Annotated in this window: 18 protein-coding genes; 9 read left to right on the plus strand and 9 right to left on the minus strand. The window is 60.4% G+C overall.

Annotated elements, in window-relative coordinates; genetic code table 11:
• The first annotated feature begins 109 nt into the window (after positions 1-109).
• Complete coding sequence (ubiA, locus tag GF108_RS11135; RefSeq protein ID WP_153667990.1) at positions 110-1105, plus strand: 4-hydroxybenzoate octaprenyltransferase; 996 nt, start codon at positions 110-112, stop codon at positions 1103-1105.
• Between the two features lie 16 nt (positions 1106-1121).
• Here the strand turns inward: ubiA and GF108_RS11140 are convergent, their stop codons facing one another.
• The 3 genes from GF108_RS11140 to GF108_RS11150 all read right to left on the minus strand — a co-directional run bounded on the left by GF108_RS11140 (position 1122) and on the right by GF108_RS11150 (position 4455).
• The gene (locus tag GF108_RS11140) at positions 1122-1694 is read right to left on the minus strand and encodes a DUF6101 family protein (protein ID WP_027230101.1); all 573 of its coding nucleotides are present in this window, start codon (positions 1692-1694) and stop codon (positions 1122-1124) included.
• Between the two features lie 353 nt (positions 1695-2047).
• The gene (locus tag GF108_RS11145) at positions 2048-3463 is read right to left on the minus strand and encodes an FAD-binding oxidoreductase (RefSeq protein WP_153667991.1); all 1416 of its coding nucleotides are present in this window, start codon (positions 3461-3463) and stop codon (positions 2048-2050) included.
• Positions 3460-4455, minus strand: a complete 996-nt coding sequence (locus tag GF108_RS11150; protein ID WP_153667992.1) for an L-threonylcarbamoyladenylate synthase — start codon at positions 4453-4455, stop codon at positions 3460-3462. Before GF108_RS11150 ends, GF108_RS11145 begins: the two co-directional genes overlap by 4 nt.
• 177 nt (positions 4456-4632) lie before the next feature.
• On the opposite strand from GF108_RS11150, the gene GF108_RS11155 reads away from it, so the two are divergent.
• A complete protein-coding gene (locus GF108_RS11155) occupies positions 4633-5043 on the plus strand; it encodes a hypothetical protein (protein ID WP_153667993.1) in 411 nt (136 codons plus the stop codon).
• A gap of 42 nt (positions 5044-5085) precedes the next feature.
• On the opposite strand, the gene GF108_RS11160 is transcribed toward GF108_RS11155, so the two are convergent.
• From GF108_RS11160 to GF108_RS11180, 5 genes are all read right to left on the minus strand, one after another.
• Positions 5086-7494 (minus strand): glycine--tRNA ligase subunit beta, encoded by a 2409-nt coding sequence (locus tag GF108_RS11160; RefSeq protein WP_153667994.1) that lies wholly within the window; start codon positions 7492-7494, stop codon positions 5086-5088.
• Positions 7487-8041, minus strand: a complete 555-nt coding sequence (locus GF108_RS11165; protein WP_153667995.1) for an endonuclease domain-containing protein — start codon at positions 8039-8041, stop codon at positions 7487-7489. Before GF108_RS11165 ends, GF108_RS11160 begins: the two co-directional genes overlap by 8 nt.
• On the minus strand, positions 8038-8988 hold the full coding sequence (locus GF108_RS11170) for a glycine--tRNA ligase subunit alpha (protein WP_370462130.1): 951 nt from the start codon (positions 8986-8988) through the stop codon (positions 8038-8040). The genes GF108_RS11165 and GF108_RS11170 overlap by 4 nt, the downstream gene beginning before the upstream one ends.
• A gap of 78 nt (positions 8989-9066) precedes the next feature.
• Positions 9067-10872 (minus strand): tetratricopeptide repeat protein, encoded by a 1806-nt coding sequence (locus GF108_RS11175; protein ID WP_153668262.1) that lies wholly within the window; start codon positions 10870-10872, stop codon positions 9067-9069.
• 149 nt (positions 10873-11021) lie between these two features.
• A complete protein-coding gene (locus GF108_RS11180) occupies positions 11022-12038 on the minus strand; it encodes a polyprenyl synthetase family protein (protein WP_153667996.1) in 1017 nt (338 codons plus the stop codon).
• A gap of 151 nt (positions 12039-12189) precedes the next feature.
• Between GF108_RS11180 and GF108_RS11185 the strand changes: the two genes are divergently transcribed.
• From GF108_RS11185 to moaB, 6 genes are all read left to right on the plus strand, one after another.
• Entirely contained in the window at positions 12190-12411 is a 222-nt protein-coding gene (locus tag GF108_RS11185; protein ID WP_027230107.1) for a DUF2007 domain-containing protein, read from the plus strand.
• A gap of 3 nt (positions 12412-12414) precedes the next feature.
• Positions 12415-13188 (plus strand): tRNA1(Val) (adenine(37)-N6)-methyltransferase, encoded by a 774-nt coding sequence (locus tag GF108_RS11190; protein WP_153667997.1) that lies wholly within the window; start codon positions 12415-12417, stop codon positions 13186-13188.
• A 69-nt stretch (positions 13189-13257) separates the two neighbouring features.
• Positions 13258-14115: a S49 family peptidase gene (locus GF108_RS11195; protein ID WP_153667998.1), complete on the plus strand. Its 858-nt coding sequence runs from the start codon at positions 13258-13260 to the stop codon at positions 14113-14115.
• An 81-nt stretch (positions 14116-14196) separates the two neighbouring features.
• Positions 14197-14382 (plus strand): hypothetical protein, encoded by a 186-nt coding sequence (locus GF108_RS11200; RefSeq protein WP_027230110.1) that lies wholly within the window; start codon positions 14197-14199, stop codon positions 14380-14382.
• The gene (locus GF108_RS11205; protein ID WP_370462156.1) at positions 14382-15272 is read left to right on the plus strand and encodes a 4-(cytidine 5'-diphospho)-2-C-methyl-D-erythritol kinase; all 891 of its coding nucleotides are present in this window, start codon (positions 14382-14384) and stop codon (positions 15270-15272) included. The genes GF108_RS11200 and GF108_RS11205 overlap by 1 nt, the downstream gene beginning before the upstream one ends.
• A gap of 2 nt (positions 15273-15274) precedes the next feature.
• Entirely contained in the window at positions 15275-15841 is a 567-nt protein-coding gene (gene moaB / locus GF108_RS11210; protein WP_153668000.1) for a molybdenum cofactor biosynthesis protein B, read from the plus strand.
• A 5-nt stretch (positions 15842-15846) separates the two neighbouring features.
• Here the strand turns inward: moaB and GF108_RS11215 are convergent, their stop codons facing one another.
• Positions 15847-16356, minus strand: a complete 510-nt coding sequence (locus GF108_RS11215) for a glycosyltransferase (protein WP_091919475.1) — start codon at positions 16354-16356, stop codon at positions 15847-15849.
• Positions 16357-16528: 172 nt separating this feature from the next.
• On the opposite strand from GF108_RS11215, the gene GF108_RS11220 reads away from it, so the two are divergent.
• Positions 16529-17680 carry a PA0069 family radical SAM protein gene (locus GF108_RS11220; RefSeq protein ID WP_027230114.1) on the plus strand — a complete coding sequence of 384 codons (1152 nt, stop codon included), beginning with the start codon at positions 16529-16531 and terminating at the stop codon, positions 17678-17680.
• Positions 17681-17731: the final 51 nt, after the last annotated feature.

Raw genomic sequence — 17731 nt, forward strand, 5'->3', positions numbered from 1 at the left:
GCCGTGTCGGTATGGCCTTGACGCTTGAGGGTCAAGCACCTCGCGCAAATTTGCCCGGAAATCCGTCTATAATGCTTGACTGCATCGCTGCCCGCTGCAAGGTCAGGTCATGACTTCAGACAAAGACACGATCCAGTCGACACAATCGCGCGGCCGCGTATTCGACGCGCCGTCGGGCCATTGGGTCTATCGCACGCTTCCGAACTGGCTGTGGCCCTATGCCCAGCTGGCGCGCTGGGACCGTCCCATCGGCTGGTGGCTTCTGCTTTGGCCTTGCTGGTGGGGCGCGGCGCTCGCCGCCAGCGCTGGCGCAAAGGTGGGCGACCCGGTGTGGTCGGTCCTGCCCTCGCCCTATCACCTTATTCTGTTCCTCGTCGGCGCCATCGCCATGCGCGGCGCCGGCTGCACCTACAACGACCTTGCCGATGAGGATATCGACAACAAGGTGGCGCGCACGCGCTCGCGGCCGTTGCCATCGGGACAGGTGACGCGCAAGCAGGCCAAGGTCTTCCTCGTTCTGCAAACCCTGGTCGGATTGGCGGTGCTGCTGCAGTTCAATCGTTTCACGATCCTGCTTGCCATCGCATCGCTGGTGATCGTCGCGATTTATCCGTTCATGAAACGAATCACCAATTGGCCGCAACTCGTGCTCGGGCTTGCCTTTTCCTGGGGCGCGCTTGTCGGCTGGTCGGCGCATTTCGGCGCGCTCGCCTGGCCGGCTGTCCTGCTTTATGCCGGATCGATCCTCTGGGTCATCGGCTACGATACGATCTACGCCCACCAGGACAAGGAAGACGACGCGCTTGTCGGTGTGCGTTCAACCGCCCGCCTTTTCGGCAACCGCACGCGCGAAGCGCTCATGATCCTTTATGGAGGAGCGCTGGCGCTGTTTCTCTGGGCCTTCGCCATGGCGGAAGTGCCGATGCCAGCGGTCGCTGGCCTGCTGGCCGCCGGCGCGCATATGTACCGGCAAATCATGACCCTCGATATCGACAACCCATCCGAGTGCCTGCGCCTCTTCAAGTCGAATAGCGTTATTGGTTGGCTGATCTTCCTCGGCCTCGTCTTCGGCGGATTGTGGACCGTGGTCAAGCCGATGTTCTGATCGCCGGGGCTCCGGCCTATCTGGAGCCCTGGGCAATCACCTCCTGGCCCCCGATGACCAATCGCAGTCCGAGATCGCCGACCTTGCGCCGGGCGAGGAACCTTGGCCGGCGGCGACGAGGCTCGCGGCCCTGCCGGCGCTCCTTTGGCGCGGAAACGGTCACGGGGCCGATGCTCTGTTCGAGCTGCCGCGCAATACCGTCCTCTTCGACCAGCATCATCGGCAGGGCGAACAACGAGGACCAGGCACGCCAGTCGGCGGCGATGTCGTTGAGATCGTGGGCGACCAGCAAAGGCACGGAAAGATGCGGGTCGGTGTGCATGAGTTCGAGCGTGACGGTGATATCGCCGAGTTCGTCTTCGGTTGCCCGCGCGGTCACGCCCAGAAAGGCGCAAGCCGGCAATGCCAGCGAGACCGGCAAATGGCTCGCCGGCAGCAGGCGTTTTACCACCGCGCCGCGCTCATGCAGCGTGAAAGTGACATCGCCGCGGTCATCGCGCGTGGCATAGGTGACCGTTTGTGGCAGGTGGAATGGATCAAGCCGGAACTCCCGACCTGCCCAAACCGGCTTGGCTCCGGCTTTGTTCATGTGACGCCTTCTGTCGATCCTGAGAGCCGGTATTCCGGTCATCTCGTTTTATTTCCCTGTAGAGCGGACCGTTTTCGGTCTCGTATGGGGAAACAATAGGCGCCGACTCTCCCAATCCCGCTTAATGAACGGGGTTAACTCTTTCTCATCGCGAAGGATGGTTATCGAAAACCAACCGGCTCCAAGACTTTGGTAAGGCGGATGAATGAAAGGTTAGGGATACAGCCGTACACTGGGCCGTCTCCCTCTGGGCTGCCGCCCATCCCTCACGAGGGGGAGATGGCTTTGGGGTGAAAGCCAAAGCCCGCCAGACCCTGCACCGAGGGCGGTCCAAGCTTAAATGCGCTTTGAAGCTAAAGCACCTTGCCCGGGTTCATGATTCCGGCCGGATCGAATGCCTTCTTGATGCGGCGCATCAGATCGAGCGCCACCGGTGATTTTGTCTCGGCGATTTCCTTGCGCTTCAATTGGCCGACGCCGTGCTCGGCGGAAATCGAGCCCCGATAGGCGCGGACAATATCGTGGACCCTTGTGTTCACCTCGACCCAGCGCGCGAGAAACGCCTCCTTGTCCGCACCAACCGGCTGGGAAATATTGTAGTGGAGGTTTCCGTCGCCCATGTGGCCGAAGCAGACGATGCGCGCGCCAGGAACAAGATCGAGCACAGCTGCATCAGCCTCGGCGATGAATTCGGGAATGCGGGCGACTGGCACGGAAATATCGTGCTTGATCGATCCGCCCTCGGGCTTCTGGGCGAGCGACATGGCCTCGCGCATGTGCCAGAAGGATTTCTCCTGCGCCGTGCTATCGGCGATCGTCGCATCTTCGACGAGACCGGCCTCGTAGGCTTCGGTGAGGATCGCCTCGATGGTCTCGCGCGCATCCTCGGCGGAACGTGACGAGGATATATCGATAAGGACATACCATTGGTGGACGCCCTGCAGCGGATCACGCACGCCATCCGTATGCGCGACGGAGAACACGACCCCGATGCGCGGCATCAGCTCAAAACCGGTGAGCGACGGTCCGGCATGGCTTTGCGCTATCGCCAGCAGTTTCAATGCATCCTCGGGGCTAGCCAGCCCGGCATAGGCGACGCCCTTGCCGCGCGGCAAGGGAAAGAGCTTCATGACCGCCGCGGTGATCACGCCAAGCGTTCCTTCCGCGCCGACGAAAAGGTCCTTGAGGTCGTAGCCCGTATTGTCCTTCTTGACATAGCGAAGGTCATTGAGAATCTCGCCGGTCGGCAACACGACTTCGACGCCGAGGCAGAGTTCACGCGTATTGCCATAGGCAAGCACGGCCGTACCGCCGGCATTCGACGAAAGATTGCCGCCGATCTGGCATGATCCTTCTGAACCGAGCGACAGCGGAAACAGCCGGCCTTCGCGTTCCACTGTCTCCTGCAACGTCTGGAGGATGACGCCGGCTTCGACGATGGCAAGGTTGCCTGCCGGGTCGATGGAGCGAATGCGGTTGAGCCGCGAAAGCGAAAGGATCACCTGCTGTCCGCTGCCATCGGGCATCTGCCCGCCGACGAGACCGGTATTGCCACCTTGCGGGACGATCGCCGTCCCGGTTTCGGTCGCGACTTTCAGGATCGCCGAGACTTCCTCGACGGTCGAGGGTCGCAGGACCAGCGCTGTCCTGCCGCCGAATTTCTCGCGCGGTTCGATCAGGTAGGGCTCTATATCGTGGGCATTGCGCAGCGCATTGCCCTCGCCGACGATGGCGGAAAAGCGCGCAAGAAGAGCAGGCGTCAAACTCATTTTATCTCATCCATTTCAGCAATTGCCGCGTCACGGGGCGCGGCGGCACGAACAAGCCGGTCGTTGATCGCTTCGCCAAGTCCATCGAATGGTATGGGCTCCACGGCGATCACCGGACGTTTCAGGCGATCGAGGCGCTTCATGAAGTCGAAGAGGTTGGCGGCCGCCTCGCGCAAGTTCCCCGTCTCGCTGAGATTGAGGGTGGCACTGGCATTTTTTTCAGCCTTTTGGGCACGGCTCGGCCCGAATGCCAGCAGTACCTCACCTTCCCTCACGTCATGCACGTTCAGCCTCACACGCGCCGAGGGCGCATAGTGCGAAGCCATCATACCTGGCGCCTCGATCGCCGCACGCTGATCAATGCGTTCGAGCCTGGTTCCTGTGACGGATTCGATGTCTTCAGCCGCCAAGCCGCCCGGACGCAGCAGTGCGACGCACGTCCCGTCGACCTTGACGATGGTCGATTCCAGGCCGACCTCCGAGGGGCCGGCATCGAGAATGAGGTTGATCCGCGCGCCCAGATCCTCGTTGACCGCTTCGGCGCTGGTGCCGCTGATCTTGCCGGAGGTGTTGGCGCTTGGCGCGGCAAGCGGGTGGCCGAGCGCCGCGATGATCCTGCCGGCGACGCCGCGCGGCATGCGCAGCGCAATCGTGTCGAGACCGGCGGCAACGAGGGGGTGAATGGCGGTATCGGGCTTGAGCGGCAGAACGAGGGTGAGCGGCCCCGGCCAGAATGCCTGCATCAAACGCCGCGACAGTGGATCGATCACAGCGTAGCGTTCGGCCATGTCGATATCCGAAACATGGCAGATCAGCGGGTTGAAGTGCGGCCTGCCCTTGGCTTCGAATATGCCGGCGACGGCGTCGCCATTGGTGGCATCGGCGGCAAGGCCATAGACGGTCTCGGTCGGAATCGCGACGAGCTTACCCTCGGCGAGCGCACTGGCTGCCGATCGCACTGCCTGATCGTCTGTCTTCAAAATCGTCGCCAAGGCGCTCTCCGATACCGGACTTGCCTACACGATGCCGCTATCGCCTCGCAAGTATCGGCTGATGAACACGCCGAATGAGTTCATGCGTAAAATTGTATCGATCCGAATCAAGGCTTGGCAATAAATCGCTGTTAAAGCTCGCTTTTAACAAAGAAACGTCACGGGGATTAGGACGAAATGCTGCGCCAGACTATCGCTGCCACCGCCATGATCATGCTAATGGCCCCCGCTTACGCAGGCGGCTCCATCGACGTTGTGAGCGGATCGGCAACGCCGAACTCGATCTTCTATGTCGGTTTTGACAGTTTCGACGCAACCGGCAACCCGATCTGCACGCCTTGTGAGGCACAGCAGGCCGCGGAAGCTGCGCGACTGAAAGCTTATGCCGAGCGGCGCGAACGGTCGCGGCAATATATGGCTCGCCTGCAGGGGCGCGAAGTTCCAGTTTCAACGGCAACCGCCGCCGCTGCGGTATCTGCCTCGCCGATTGCAGCGAATGCCGCCGAACTCGTGCCGGCCGGCGAGCCAGTGCCGCAAAGGGCACTCGCTGATGTGGCGGACACGCCGCTGCGCACAGGCCTGCAGTGAACGTAGGGCGCTCCACCTGAAGAGGGAGCGCCTAACCCTTTGTCACCCAACGATCTTCGAGAAGTCCGCAACGGTATTCGTGGCCGTGCGGATGCGCGCGAGCAGCGCCAGGCGGTTTGCCCGGATAGCCTGGTTCTCGTCGTTGACGAGCACCTTCTCAAAAAATGAATCAACTGGTTCGCGCAATGCACTAAGTGCAATCATGGCGCCGGAAAAGTCTTCCTTTTGAATCGCTTGCGCGGCTTCCTTCTCGGCTTGATTCACCGCTGCGGACAATGCCTGCTCCTCGTTCAGATTGAAGAGCGCAGCATCGACAGCACCGGCGATCTGCGTTCCCTTCTTTTCCTCGGCGCTCAGAATGTTCGCGGCGCGCTTGGTGCCCGCGAGCAGGTTTTGACCTTCCTCGGTGTTGAGGAAGACGACGAGCGCCTCGACACGGCGGGCGATCAGCAACAGGTTGTCGGCGCGCTCGGTAAGCACCGCATCAATAAGATCATGGCGGGCGCCGAGATCGCGGAGGTAGACCTTCATGCGGTCATGGAAGAAGGCGAGCAAATCCAGCAGCACAGGATGCGCCTCTTCGATTACATCGCTGCGAAGGCGCTTTTCAAAACCGGAAACGGCGTTGATGACATCTTCTTCGCCGTCGACGTCGCCCGACTGCTGAGCGGCCTGATGTTGCTCGTAGCCTTCGACGCGCTTTTCGATACTGTCTTCGCGCAACTGCGAAAGTGCCATTTCGAAGACCGGCATCAGTTCGATCTTCCAGTCATTGGAAAGCAAAAGTCGAACGACGCCGAGCGCCGCCCGGCGAAGGGCAAACGGGTCCTTTGATCCCGTTGGCTTTTCATCGATCGCCCAGAACCCGACAAGCGTGTCGAGTTTGTCGGCCAAAGCCACCGCCACCGAAACCGGGTCGCTCGGCACGATATCGGAGGGGCCCTGCGGCTTGTAATGGTCTTCGATTGCAGCAGCGACCGAAGGATGCTCGCCCTGCAAGAGCGCATATTTACGGCCCATGCCGCCCTGCAATTCCGGGAATTCGCCGACGATCTCGGTCGTAAGGTCCGCCTTGGCGAGAACGGCAGCGCGCATGGCAAGCGCCGGATCCGCGCCGACGAGCGGTGCGATCTCGCGGGCCAGCGCCCTTATGCGGATAATGCGCTCGCCCTGGGTGCCGAGCTTGGCGTGGAACGTAACGTTGAGGGCGTCGAGGCGCGCCATGCGCTGGTCGAGCGGCTTCGCAAGATCGAGATCGAACCTTATCGCAGCGGCGGCCAGCGTGTGCATGTCCGGCAGGTCATGCTGGTCCGTGTTCCAGAAATAAAGGGCATCGGATAGCCGGGCACGCACGACCTTGCCGTTACCGAATGCAATCTCGCGCCCGCCATCCTTGGCTTCGATATTCGAAACGAGGATAAATTTGTTCGACAGGGGATTTTCACCCGCACCCGCAGCTTCGCTGTGGCCTCCCCCATTTGAAGGCGAGTTGGAGGCCTCACGGCCATTCTTATCCTCGTGATGGGAAGGGGCGGACGTTAGATCCGGGGTGGGATGAAGCGTCTGCTTGCGCGTAACGAAGCATTTCTGGTTGGTCTTGATCGTCAGTCGGACCACTTCCGGCGGGATGGCGAGGAATTCTTCCTCGAACTCGCCCATCAGGACCACAGGCCATTCAACAAGCCCGGATACTTCCTCAAGCAGGCCCTCATCCTCGACGAGGTCAAGGCCGGACGCAAAGGCAATGTTCTGGGCATCGGAAAGGATTATTTCCTTCCGCCGGTCGGCGTCGAGCACCACCTTGGCCTTTTCAAGCTTAGCCACGTAGTCATCGAAACGGCGAACGGTTATCGGCTTGCCGTCGCTGAGGAACCGATGGCCATAGGTGACGTTGCCGGCGCGCAGCCCATCGACCTCGAAATCGACGACAACGGGCTCCTCGGTTTCCGGACCGAAAGTGCAGAGGATCGACTGCAGCGGACGCACCCATCGCAGGCTTCCGGGCTTCGCCGAGGCGGTACCCCAGCGCATCGATTTCGGCCAGGGGAACTCGCGGATGATTTTCGGCATCAACTCGGCGATGATCGCTTCGGCGGGACGACCGGGCTTTTTCAAGTGGGCAACGTAGAAATCGCCCTTCTTGGGGTCGGTGTGGACATGCGCCTCGGAGATATCAAAGAGACCGGCGGAGCGAAGGAAGCCGGCAATTGCCTGTTCCGGCGCTTTGACGCTCGGTCCCTTGCGTTCCTCGTGAATATCTTTGGAGCGTGCGGTCAGTCCGCGGACGTCCAGCGTCAACCGGCGCGGGGTCCAGTAGTCGCCTGCAGCCTCATAGGTCAGGCCAGCCTCGATGAGACCATCCGTGACAAGCTTTTTTAGATCCCCCGCAGCCTTGCGCTGCATGCGAGCGGGAATTTCTTCCGAGCGGAGTTCGAGCAATAGATCAGGCATGGTAACTCCTGCCCTCGAATACGGGGCCAAGATCAAAAGTTAAGCGCTTTTTGGGAAGTGAGTTTACACCCCCACCCGCACCTGCGGTGCGACCTCCCCCATCGAAGGGGGAGGTGTTAAGGTCGGCGCCCGGGCCACCCTCCCCTTGATGGGGAGGGTCGAACCGCAGGTTCGGGGTGGGGTGACAAATCATCTGTTCTTTGACGACCGCGAAAATCGTATCAAGAACGCTTTCAAGTTCAGTCCGGATCTCGTGGGTCCAGAAGCGCAAGACGCGATATCCCTCACCTTCCAGCCATGCCGTGCGGCGAATATCGTGCCGGCGCTGGTCTGCCAGAGCATGCTGAAATCCGTCTACTTCAATGATCAGTTTCAGCCGGTGCGAAAGGAAATCCGCGCAGTACGGCCCGATCGGTACCTGCCTGCGGAAATGCGAACCTTCCAACGGTATGCGCCAGAGTTGGCGCCAAAGCTTGCGCTCCTCGTCCGTCATATCGCTGCGCAGCTTGCGCGCCGATGCGATCTTGAAGGAAGAAATCTTCTTCATTTCTGATACGAAGCTCCACCGGCTTCCGTGAGCAGAAACGCCTCGCCGCACTGCCTGGCGAGATTGCGTACCCTCAGAATATAGCTCTGCCGCTCGGTGACCGAGATGACGCCGCGCGCATCAAGAAGGTTGAAGGCATGGGAGGCCTTGATGCACTGGTCATAAGCCGGTAGCACCATCTTATGGATGGCGGAATTATCGCTTTCCTTGGGAGCGCCCGCCTTGAGCAGGGCCTCGCATTCGACCTCGGCTTCCTCGAAGTGGCGAAGCAGCACGGCCGTGTTGGCATGCTCGAAATTATAGCGCGAATATTCCTGCTCGGCCTGCAGGAATACATCGCCGTAGGTGACTTTCTCGTCGCCCTCAAGTCCGTTGAAGTTGAGATCATAGACATTGTCGACGCCTTGCACGTACATGGCGAGACGCTCGAGACCATAGGTCAATTCGCCGGACACGGGCGAACATTCAATACCGCAAACCTGCTGGAAATATGTGAACTGCGAGACCTCCATCCCGTCGCACCAGCATTCCCAGCCGAGGCCCCAGGCACCGAGCGTCGGGCTTTCCCAGTCGTCTTCGACGAACCGGATATCGTGCAGGAGCGGATCAAGGCCGATGGCGCGCAAGGAACCGAGGTAGAGTTCCTGAAGATTCGCCGGCGATGGCTTCATGATCACCTGATACTGGTAATAATGCTGAAGACGGTTGGGGTTCTCGCCGTAGCGCCCATCCTTCGGGCGGCGCGATGGCTGCACATAGGCGGCTTTCCAAGGCTTCGGTCCGAGCGAGCGCAGGGTCGTCGCCGGGTGGAACGTGCCCGCTCCCACTTCCATGTCATATGGCTGCAGGATCACGCAGCCGTGCTCTGCCCAGTAATTGTGAAGCGTCAGAATGAGACCCTGGAACGAGCGGGCCGGCTGCAAGTGATCGGGCAAGGAGGAAGACACCGGGCGACCTTTTGGCAAGAAGGATTGGAGTGCACGTCCTAAGGCGTGCACTCCTACCGGTCAAGCAAAACGACGTGATCAGCCCTTCTTGTCGGGTGCCGGCGCAGGCGCAGGCTCGACGGGCGGCTTGGGCGTCTCGGTGCCGTTTTTGGCGACACCCGGATCCTTTTCATCGGGCAATCCGTTTTTGAGCTTTTCCTCGATCTTCGCCAGATCTTCCGGCTCGGGCTTGGAATCGCGCGCATGGGCCCATTGGAACGTTGCTTCGAGCTTGCGGCCGGCGCGCCAATAGGCATCGCCCAGATGGTCGTTGATCGTCGCATCTTCGGCCCGCAGCTTCACCGCCTGTTCGAGCTGTGCAACCGCCTCGTCATAGCGACCGAGGCGATAGTATGCCCAACCCAGCGAGTCGACGATATAGCCGTCCTGGGGACGCGCCGCGACGGCCTTCTTGATCAGGTCGAGGCCCTGCTCGAGCTTCATGTTCATGTCGATCCAGGAATAGCCCAGATAGTTCAGCACTTGCGGCTGGTCCGGATAAAGATCGAGCGCCTTGAGAAAATTGGGCTCTGCCTTGTCCCATTCCTTCAGCCGCTCATAGGCGATGCCGCGCTGGTAATAGATCGACCAGTCTTCCCGCTTGGGGTTTGCCAGCGCCGCCACGGCCTTGTCATAGGTCTCGGCGGCCTGCCGGAAATTCTTGTCCTGCGAATAGATGCTGCCGATCGCAAGATAGGTACGCATGTCCTGGGGATTGCTCCCGAGCAGGCTGTTCAACTCGGCAATCGCCTCGTCATTGCGCTTGAGGATCGCCAGATTGATCGCGAGTTGCATCTTCGCATCGCGGCTATAGGGCGAATCGGCCGGAATGCGGCCGAAATAGTCGATTGCCTTTTCAGGCTGTTCGAGCTTCGCGCTGATATCGCCGAGCTGGAACAGAGTGGCGTCGTTGTCCGGACGCAGCGGCAACGACATCTGCAGATAAAGCTTGGAGAAGGCCTCGGCGCCATTGCGATCGATCGCAGTCGCAATCGTATAAAGCACTTCGGCAGCGCCCTGCTGCGGCGTCTGGATCAGCGGCTTCACCGTCTTGGCATCGGCAATTTCCCTGCCGAATTCGGTCAGCACCATACGTCCCGACAGCATTTCCGAAGCTTGCTGAATCAGAGCCACCGCGCCGTCGCGATCGCCATTTCTGAATTTGAACGAGGCAAACGCCTCAACCAGCCGCTCATAGGTATCGGGCGCCGCAGCGACACTGACCTTGTCGTCAATCGCGTCCTGGTAAAACTTGGCAGCCTTGTCCTTTTGCCCGGCCATGTCGGCGATCAGCGCCGAATTATATGTCTTGAACAGGTTGAAGCCTTCGGGACCCTCAAGCTTGGCGATCATCGACAGCGCCTCGTTCGGCTTGCCAGCACCGGCCTTTGCCCAGGCCGAGATCAGCCCGGTGATCATCCGGTCGAGGTCCGACTGCAGCGACAGCATCATCAGGGTATTGACCTTCTGATACTGCTTGCGATTCATCGCATCGATGCCGAGCGCAAGGCGGGAGAAGCGTTCGATCTCGGGTACAGCCTTCAACTCTTCGGCGATCGGCAGGGCCTGCTTGAACTGGCCGTCGGTCAAAAGCACAAGGAGCAGGCTCTGGCGCAGCTCGGTGTTCTTCGGATCGAATGTCAGCGCCTGCCGGTAGAAGTTGATCGCGCTCCCGAAATCATTGTCGCGCTCGGCGCTTCGTGCGGAGAGGAACGCGCCTGAAAGCGTGCCTGCGTTCAAAGGTGGCGGGGCCTTGCTGGTGGCTGCCTCCGCCGCAGCGGCACCCACGGTCAAGACGGCGAGTGTTGCCCCCATAACGGAGCCGAGCAATTTACTACGCCGCATAACAGAAAACCTCATTATCTTTCCAGTTTGCATGTTTGGCCGAATCCAGTGAGCCAACCATGGCCTTTTTACGGTTTTCTCTCAACATTCATTGAAAGATTAGAACCGCCGCGATGACGCCACAGCGACTTTGGTTGATCAATTTCGTGTCAATTGACCCTGCTGATGCAGAAATCGATGACTTCGAGGAGCGCATCCTTTTCCGGCGAGCGGTCGAGGGGGGCCAGCGCATCGCGGGCAATGCCGCCAAAATGGCGCGCACGCTGTATTGTATCATTGAGCGCGCCATACCGCGTCATCAATCCTTTGGCTTTCTCGAGGCCCTTGTCGTCATTAGCGCCGTTTTCAAGCGCTTCCTTCCAGAACTGGCGCTCTTCCGAGGTTCCGCGCCGGTAGGTCAGCACGACCGGCAGCGTGATCTTGCCTTCACGGAAATCGTCACCCGTGTTCTTGCCGAGATCCTTGGCGTTGCCGCCATAGTCGAGCGCATCATCGACAAGCTGGAAGGCAAGGCCGAGATTGAGCCCATAGGAGCGCAACGCCTGGCGATCCGTACGCGAAGCGGCAGCAATGATCGGGCCGACTTCGGCGGCGGCGGAGAACAGCGCGGCGGTCTTCGCCTTGATCACGGCGAGATACTCATCTTCCGTCGTTTCGAGATTTTTCGCGGCTGCAAGCTGCATCACCTCGCCCTCGGCGATGATGGAAGCGGAGGTTGCGAGCACGTCGAGCGCGTCAAGCGAGCCGACATCCACCATCATCTTGAAGGCCTGTCCAAGCAGGAAATCGCCGACGAGAACACTCGCCTGATTGCCCCAGATCATGCGGGCCGTGCTCTTGCCACGCCGCAGGTCGCTTTCATCGACGACATCGTCGTGGAGCAAGGTCGCGGTATGCATGAACTCGACGCTGGTCGCGAGCTTTACGTGCCCGTCGCCCTGATAGCCGAACATGCGCGCGGCAGCGAGCGTGATCATCGGGCGCAAACGCTTGCCGCCGGACGAGATCAGATGGTTCGCCACTTCCGGGATCATCTCGACGTCCGAACCAGCCTTGGAAAGGATGAGTTCGTTGACGCGGCCCATGTCCGCCTTGGTCAAATCGACCAATGGCTGCACTGATCCCGTCGTATTCTTCTTCTCGTCAAGACTGACAACAACGCCCAAAACGAAACTCCTGCGGTTCTGGCCTGATGCGGCGACACCTTATTTTGACAGGATATATCCCGCAAGCGGCGAATTGGCGCGCAGAAATAGCAAGGGATACAAATTCGTGATAAGCGCTGGCCTGAACCCTGTGCTCCAACGCGGTATGGCCATGATCGAAATAATGCGCACCAACGACCCCGTCGTGATTTCCTTCGTGGAGTCACTCCTCAAAGAGGCGGGGATCGCCCATTTCATTGCCGATTCGAACATGAGCATCATGGAAGGATCACTTGGAGTCCTCGCGCGCCGGATCATGGTCGATGGAGAGCGCGAGATGGAAGCCCGGCAGCTTTTGAAAGATGCTGGAGTAGAACAGGAGCTGCGCAGCTGAACCATGCTCGCCCGGGACGTTGCCCACACGATTGACGCGTTCCACCGCGGCCGGTTCCATCTGCTTCAGCCTGCCGCCAAGGGCCACCGTTCCGGCGTCGATGCCATGATACTTGCAGCCACCGTGCCCAGCGGCTTTTCCGGGCGCGTTGCCGATCTCGGGGCAGGAGCCGGCGCCGCCGGCCTTGCCGTCCTGTCGCGCTGCCCCCATGCCAGCGCCGTGCTGGTGGAGCGTTCCAACTACATGGCCGCCTTCGCACGCAATTCGCTTGATCTGCCACAAAATGCGCAGCTGTCGGAGCGCGCCGAGGTTATCGAGGCGGACGTGACCCTTGCCGGAAAAGCGCGAATCTCGGCAGGACTCGGCGACAATGAATTCGACTTCGCCATCATGAACCCGCCCTTCAACCTGCCGACGGATCGCTCGACGCCGGACCCGGTGAAGGCGGAGGCGCACGTCATGACGCCCGGCATGATGGAGCAATGGATCAGAACGGCGGCCGCCATTGTCAAGCCGGGCGGCGGCATCGGGATTATTGCCCGCCCGACCTCGATTGCCGATCTTCTCGAGGCTCTCAAAGGCAGATTCGGCGGATTGATGATCGTGCCGGTTCAACCTCGCCCGCAGGAAGCTGCTATCCGTATCGTGATCAGGGGAACGCGCGGCAGCCGCGCCGGCCTGACGTTGGAGCCGGCCTTGGTCATGCACCACGCAAGCGGCAACGGCTTCACCGAACGGGCGGACGCGATCAATAACGGTCTCGCCGCGCTTTTTTAGATCGCGGCATTGCGAATTGTCGCGCACCGCCTACATGCTCCGAAAGCATTGTTTACAAAGGAGACACGCTTGGTGAGATTCGTGCGGAAACTATTGCCACGCCGCTGGCGGCCCGATCACGTCGAAATACCGGTTGTCCGGCTGCATGGCACAATCATGACGGGTGGCGGCCCATTCCGGCAGAATCTCTCACTTGCGACCGCGGCCTCCGTTCTCGAAAAGGCATTTGGCGACAAGGATTCGCCGGCCGTTGCAATTTCAGTGAACTCACCGGGCGGATCGCCCGTGCAATCGCGCCTGATCTTCCGGCGCATTCGCGACCTCGCCGCGGAGAAGAACAAGAAAGTCTATATGTTCGTCGAGGATGTTGCCGCATCCGGTGGCTACATGATCGCCATCGCCGGCGACGAGATCATCGCCGACCCTTCATCCATCGTCGGTTCGATCGGCGTCGTCTCCGCGAGTTTCGGCTTTACCGATCTCATCAAGAAGATCGGTGTCGAACGCCGCGTCTATACGGCAGGCAAGAACAAGGCGACGCTCGATCCGTTCCGGCCCGAGAACAAGGAAGATGTCGAACATCTGAAGTCCTTGCAGCTCGAGATCCACGAGACCTTCATCAACCTCGTCAAGGAACGGCGCGGCGAGAAGCTGACCGATAATCCCGACCTTTTCACCGGCCAGTTCTGGACGGGACTGCGCGGGCTGGAACTCGGCCTCGTTGATGGGCTCGGCGACATGCGCTCCTATCTTCGCGGGCAGTACGGCCCGAAAACGCGGCTCAGGGTGATCGCGCAGCCACGTGGTCTCTTCGGGCGCAAGCTGCCTTCTGCCGAGACCAGAATGGGCGAGCTCGGCGCCAATATTGCCGGTGGTCTCATCAGCGCTGCCGAAGAGCGTGCGCTATGGTCGCGATTCGGTCTCTGATAGACGCGGAGACTGTTTTTCATCCCCTCCACGGCGTGCTAGAATGAAGTCGATAGGATTGCTTTTCGAGGTTTGCGCTTGATGCCCCAATTGATCTTTTTCGCTCTTGTCGGCGTCGCTGCCGTTTACGGCTACCGCTCGTTCAAGAAGGAAGCGCAGCGCGTTTCGCGGCGCGTGCGCGAAGCGGAGAAGGAAGTACAAAATCACGCACAGGGAACCCTTGTGCAGGATCCTGAGACCGGCGAATATCGACTGCGCAAAGATTGATCGCAATGCTCGACAGCCTTGATCGAACGATCACTCTGACCGCTCCGGCCAAGATCAATCTCGCGCTGCACGTGACCGGAAGGCGCAGCGATGGCTATCACCTTCTCGACAGTCTCGTTGTCTTTGCCGGCTTCGGCGACAGAATAAGCGTTAAGCGTGCGGCGCTTGATGACTTCGCCATATCGGGTCCTTACGGTCATGCCCTGCCCGATGATGCGTCCAACCTCGTTCTCAAGGCGCGCGATGCGCTGCGCGCGGCGTTCCCAGATCAGGCAACACCTGTTGCCATCCATCTCGAAAAGCATCTTCCAGTCGCATCGGGCATAGGCGGCGGTTCGACCGACGCCGCCGCAGCGCTTAGCGCGCTTTCCAGCCTGTGGGCCCTTGATGTCGGCATCGACGCTTTAGCGTCCATCGGTCTGCCGCTGGGCGCCGATATTCCGATGTGCCTCCACGGCCAGCCGCTCATTGCGCGCGGGGTTGGCGACGAGATCGAGCCGATGACGACATTTCCGCGACTGCCGCTCCTGCTTGCCAATTGCGGTGCTTCGATCTCCACACCGCAGGTTTTTGCCGCCCTCGACAAGCGCGACAACCCGCCCTTGCCGGCTCTGCGCGCGATGCAGTCGCTCGATGACGTCTGCGACTATCTCAAGGCAACGCACAACCACCTGTTCCAGGCGACGCGAGCGCTGACCCCCGGGATCGACGATACGATCGCTGCGCTCGAACGGACATCGCCGCGGCTGGTGCGCATGTCCGGTTCAGGCGCAACCTGCTTTGGCATTTACGACAGCGACAGCGACGCCGAAGTGGCGGCGGCAAAACTCCGTCGTGATCATCCTGACTGGTTCGTCGTTGCAACGCACAGTGCCATGGAGGGAATCTGAGCATGGCGCGCGTCGACCAAACAAGACCCTTCGTTCCGGTGAAGATCGCCGTGCTGACGGTCTCAGATACGCGCAAGCTCGAGGACGACAAGTCCGGGAGCACATTGGCTGAACGCCTCCTTGCTGCCGGCCACACGCTGGCGGAACGCGCCATAGTGACCGACGACGTCAACAAAATCCGCGAGAAGGTGCTGTCCTGGTCGATGGATCCGGATATCGACGTCATCATCACCACCGGCGGCACCGGCTTTACCGGCCGCGATGTGACGCCCGAAGCGCTCGAACCCCTCTTTGAAAAGCGCATGGACGGATTTTCGGAAGTCTTTCATCGCATTTCCTACGACAAGATCGGCACCTCGACGGTCCAGTCGCGTGCGACCGGCGGCGTCGTCAACGCCACCTTCGTCTTCGTGCTGCCGGGCTCGCCCGGCGCCTGCAAGGACGCGTGGGACGGTATCCTGCAGCATCAGCTCGATTACCGGCATATGCCGTGCAACTTCGTCGAGATCATGCCGAGGCTCGACGAGCACCTGAAGCGTACCGGAAAAGCTCAAAGCAGCTTGCTATAGGAGTTCTAGCCCTTCAACGGGGCGGGAATAATTTCTGCGCGCAGACGCTTCATTGCCAGACCTCGCGCAATATCCACTGATTTCTTGCCCGGGTTGAACAGCGCCATCGACTGACGCTTGGATATAAGCAATCCGTCTGCGAGCGGATTTCCCGGCTTGAACACCCGGCTGAGGAACGGCCTGCGATGCGCATGAGAACGGGTGAAGCAGGCCGGCCCCTGCATTCGCTCCACATGCATGGCAACGGGCTCGATCCAGCCGTCGAGCAGGCGCGCGCCCGGCTCCAGAAAAAGAAACCACTCGCTTCGCGCCCGGCGAAAACCATCAAGCAGCGTCTGGTCCTGCAAGAAGATGCAGCCCGCCTGGTCAGCGACCCGGTGCGTCTGATCGACGGATCCCTCATCGACCACGACGACGTCGCTGAGCAATCCCTCGACAGCGCCACCCACCAGCCCGGCAAGCGTTCTTGCCAGAGGTTCATCCGAATTTTGGGTTTCAATCAGAACGGAGATCATTTCGAACGCTCTATCGCATAATCGGCCGAATATCCATCTGTCCTTTCCGCGCACACATGGGTGGGACCGCGCAATATTGTTCTTGCTTTGTTCTCGATTTTTGCTAGGAATAGATTCATGTTGCGGCTGTGATGAGCGAATCGAGATTCGCTTCGGTCCAAGGAGAACGCAAATGAACATTGTGGTGCAAGCGGACAAAGCCGCCTTCGGGCAAGGCCGCGCACAACACGCCAATGCCGTGATCGACGAAGCGGGCCTGCGCATCGACTCGGAACGTCGGCGTGGCCGCGGCGCGGGCATGAATCCGTCCGGACGCTTCGAAGCGGAGAGCCGCCACGTCTATGACGATGGCTGGGAGACGATCGAGGATCTGCCGCCCTTCAAGACCGAGGTTCAGATCGAGAAGCCGCGCGTCATCATCACGCGCAACGAATCGCCCGACATCAGCTTCGACCGTTCGATCAATCCCTATCGCGGCTGCGAGCATGGCTGCATTTACTGTTTCGCGCGGCCTACCCATAGCTATATGGGGCTTTCAGCCGGGCTCGATTTCGAATCGAAACTCTTTGCCAAGCCCGATGCAGCGAAGATGCTCGACAAGGAACTTTCGAAGCCGGGCTATACGGCGAAGACGATCGCCATCGGTACCAATACCGACCCCTACCAGCCCATCGAGAAGAAGTGGCGCATCATGCGCGACATACTCCAGGTGCTGGAGGCACACCAGCATCCGGTTGGCATCGTGACGAAATCGGCGCTGGTTATGCGTGACCAGGACATCCTTGCACGCATGGCGGAAAAGGGTCTCGCAAAGGTTTGCCTTTCGGTCACGACGCTGGATGGCAAACTGGCGCGAACCATGGAGCCCCGGGCCTCGACGCCGACCCGCCGCCTGCAGGCACTGCGCAGCCTCGCCGATGCCGGCGTTCCGGTCGGTGTCATGGTTGCGCCGGTCATCCCAGGTCTTAACGATCATGAGATCGAGCGTGTCCTTGACAGCGCCAGAGCAGTGGGTGCGCTCGAGGCGGGTTATGTGCTGCTCAGGCTGCCGCTCGAAGTCAGCCCGATTTTCAAGGAATGGCTGCTGCGCAACTATCCAGATCGTTACCGCCACGTGCTGTCGCTGGTACGCTCCATGCGCGACGGAAAGGACTACGATGCTGAATGGGGCAAGCGCATGCGCGGCGACGGGCCCTATGCCTGGCAGATCGGCCGCCGCTTCGAGATCGCGGCCAAGCGGTTGGGTATGAATCTCGCCAAACGGCGCTTGCGCACCGATCTTTTTTCCCCAACTCCGGGGAGCGAGCAACTTTCCTTGTTTTAACAAGGGTTTCCGTCAGGCTGCGCCCCCATCCCGGCCTGATGTGACCTTGGG

It is taken from the genome of Phyllobacterium sp. SYP-B3895 (assembly GCF_009647635.1).
Lineage (GTDB): Bacteria > Pseudomonadota > Alphaproteobacteria > Rhizobiales > Rhizobiaceae > Phyllobacterium > Phyllobacterium pellucidum.

Bases quoted from the DNA above. Each gene is read 5' to 3' on its own strand.
- ubiA (WP_153667990.1), top strand. From the start codon at position 110: ATGACTTCAGACAAAGACACGATCCAGTCGACACAATCGCGCGGCCGC.
- GF108_RS11140 (WP_027230101.1), bottom strand. From the start codon at position 1,694: ATGAACAAAGCCGGAGCCAAGCCGGTTTGGGCAGGTCGGGAGTTCCGG.
- GF108_RS11145 (WP_153667991.1), bottom strand. From the start codon at position 3,463: ATGAGTTTGACGCCTGCTCTTCTTGCGCGCTTTTCCGCCATCGTCGGC.
- GF108_RS11155 (WP_153667993.1), top strand. From the start codon at position 4,633: ATGCTGCGCCAGACTATCGCTGCCACCGCCATGATCATGCTAATGGCC.
- GF108_RS11160 (WP_153667994.1), bottom strand. From the start codon at position 7,494: ATGCCTGATCTATTGCTCGAACTCCGCTCGGAAGAAATTCCCGCTCGC.
- GF108_RS11165 (WP_153667995.1), bottom strand. From the start codon at position 8,041: ATGAAGAAGATTTCTTCCTTCAAGATCGCATCGGCGCGCAAGCTGCGC.
- GF108_RS11175 (WP_153668262.1), bottom strand. From the start codon at position 10,872: ATGCGGCGTAGTAAATTGCTCGGCTCCGTTATGGGGGCAACACTCGCC.
- GF108_RS11185 (WP_027230107.1), top strand. From the start codon at position 12,190: ATGATCGAAATAATGCGCACCAACGACCCCGTCGTGATTTCCTTCGTG.
- GF108_RS11190 (WP_153667997.1), top strand. From the start codon at position 12,415: ATGCTCGCCCGGGACGTTGCCCACACGATTGACGCGTTCCACCGCGGC.
- GF108_RS11200 (WP_027230110.1), top strand. From the start codon at position 14,197: ATGCCCCAATTGATCTTTTTCGCTCTTGTCGGCGTCGCTGCCGTTTAC.
- moaB (WP_153668000.1), top strand. From the start codon at position 15,275: ATGGCGCGCGTCGACCAAACAAGACCCTTCGTTCCGGTGAAGATCGCC.
- GF108_RS11215 (WP_091919475.1), bottom strand. From the start codon at position 16,356: ATGATCTCCGTTCTGATTGAAACCCAAAATTCGGATGAACCTCTGGCA.
- GF108_RS11220 (WP_027230114.1), top strand. From the start codon at position 16,529: ATGAACATTGTGGTGCAAGCGGACAAAGCCGCCTTCGGGCAAGGCCGC.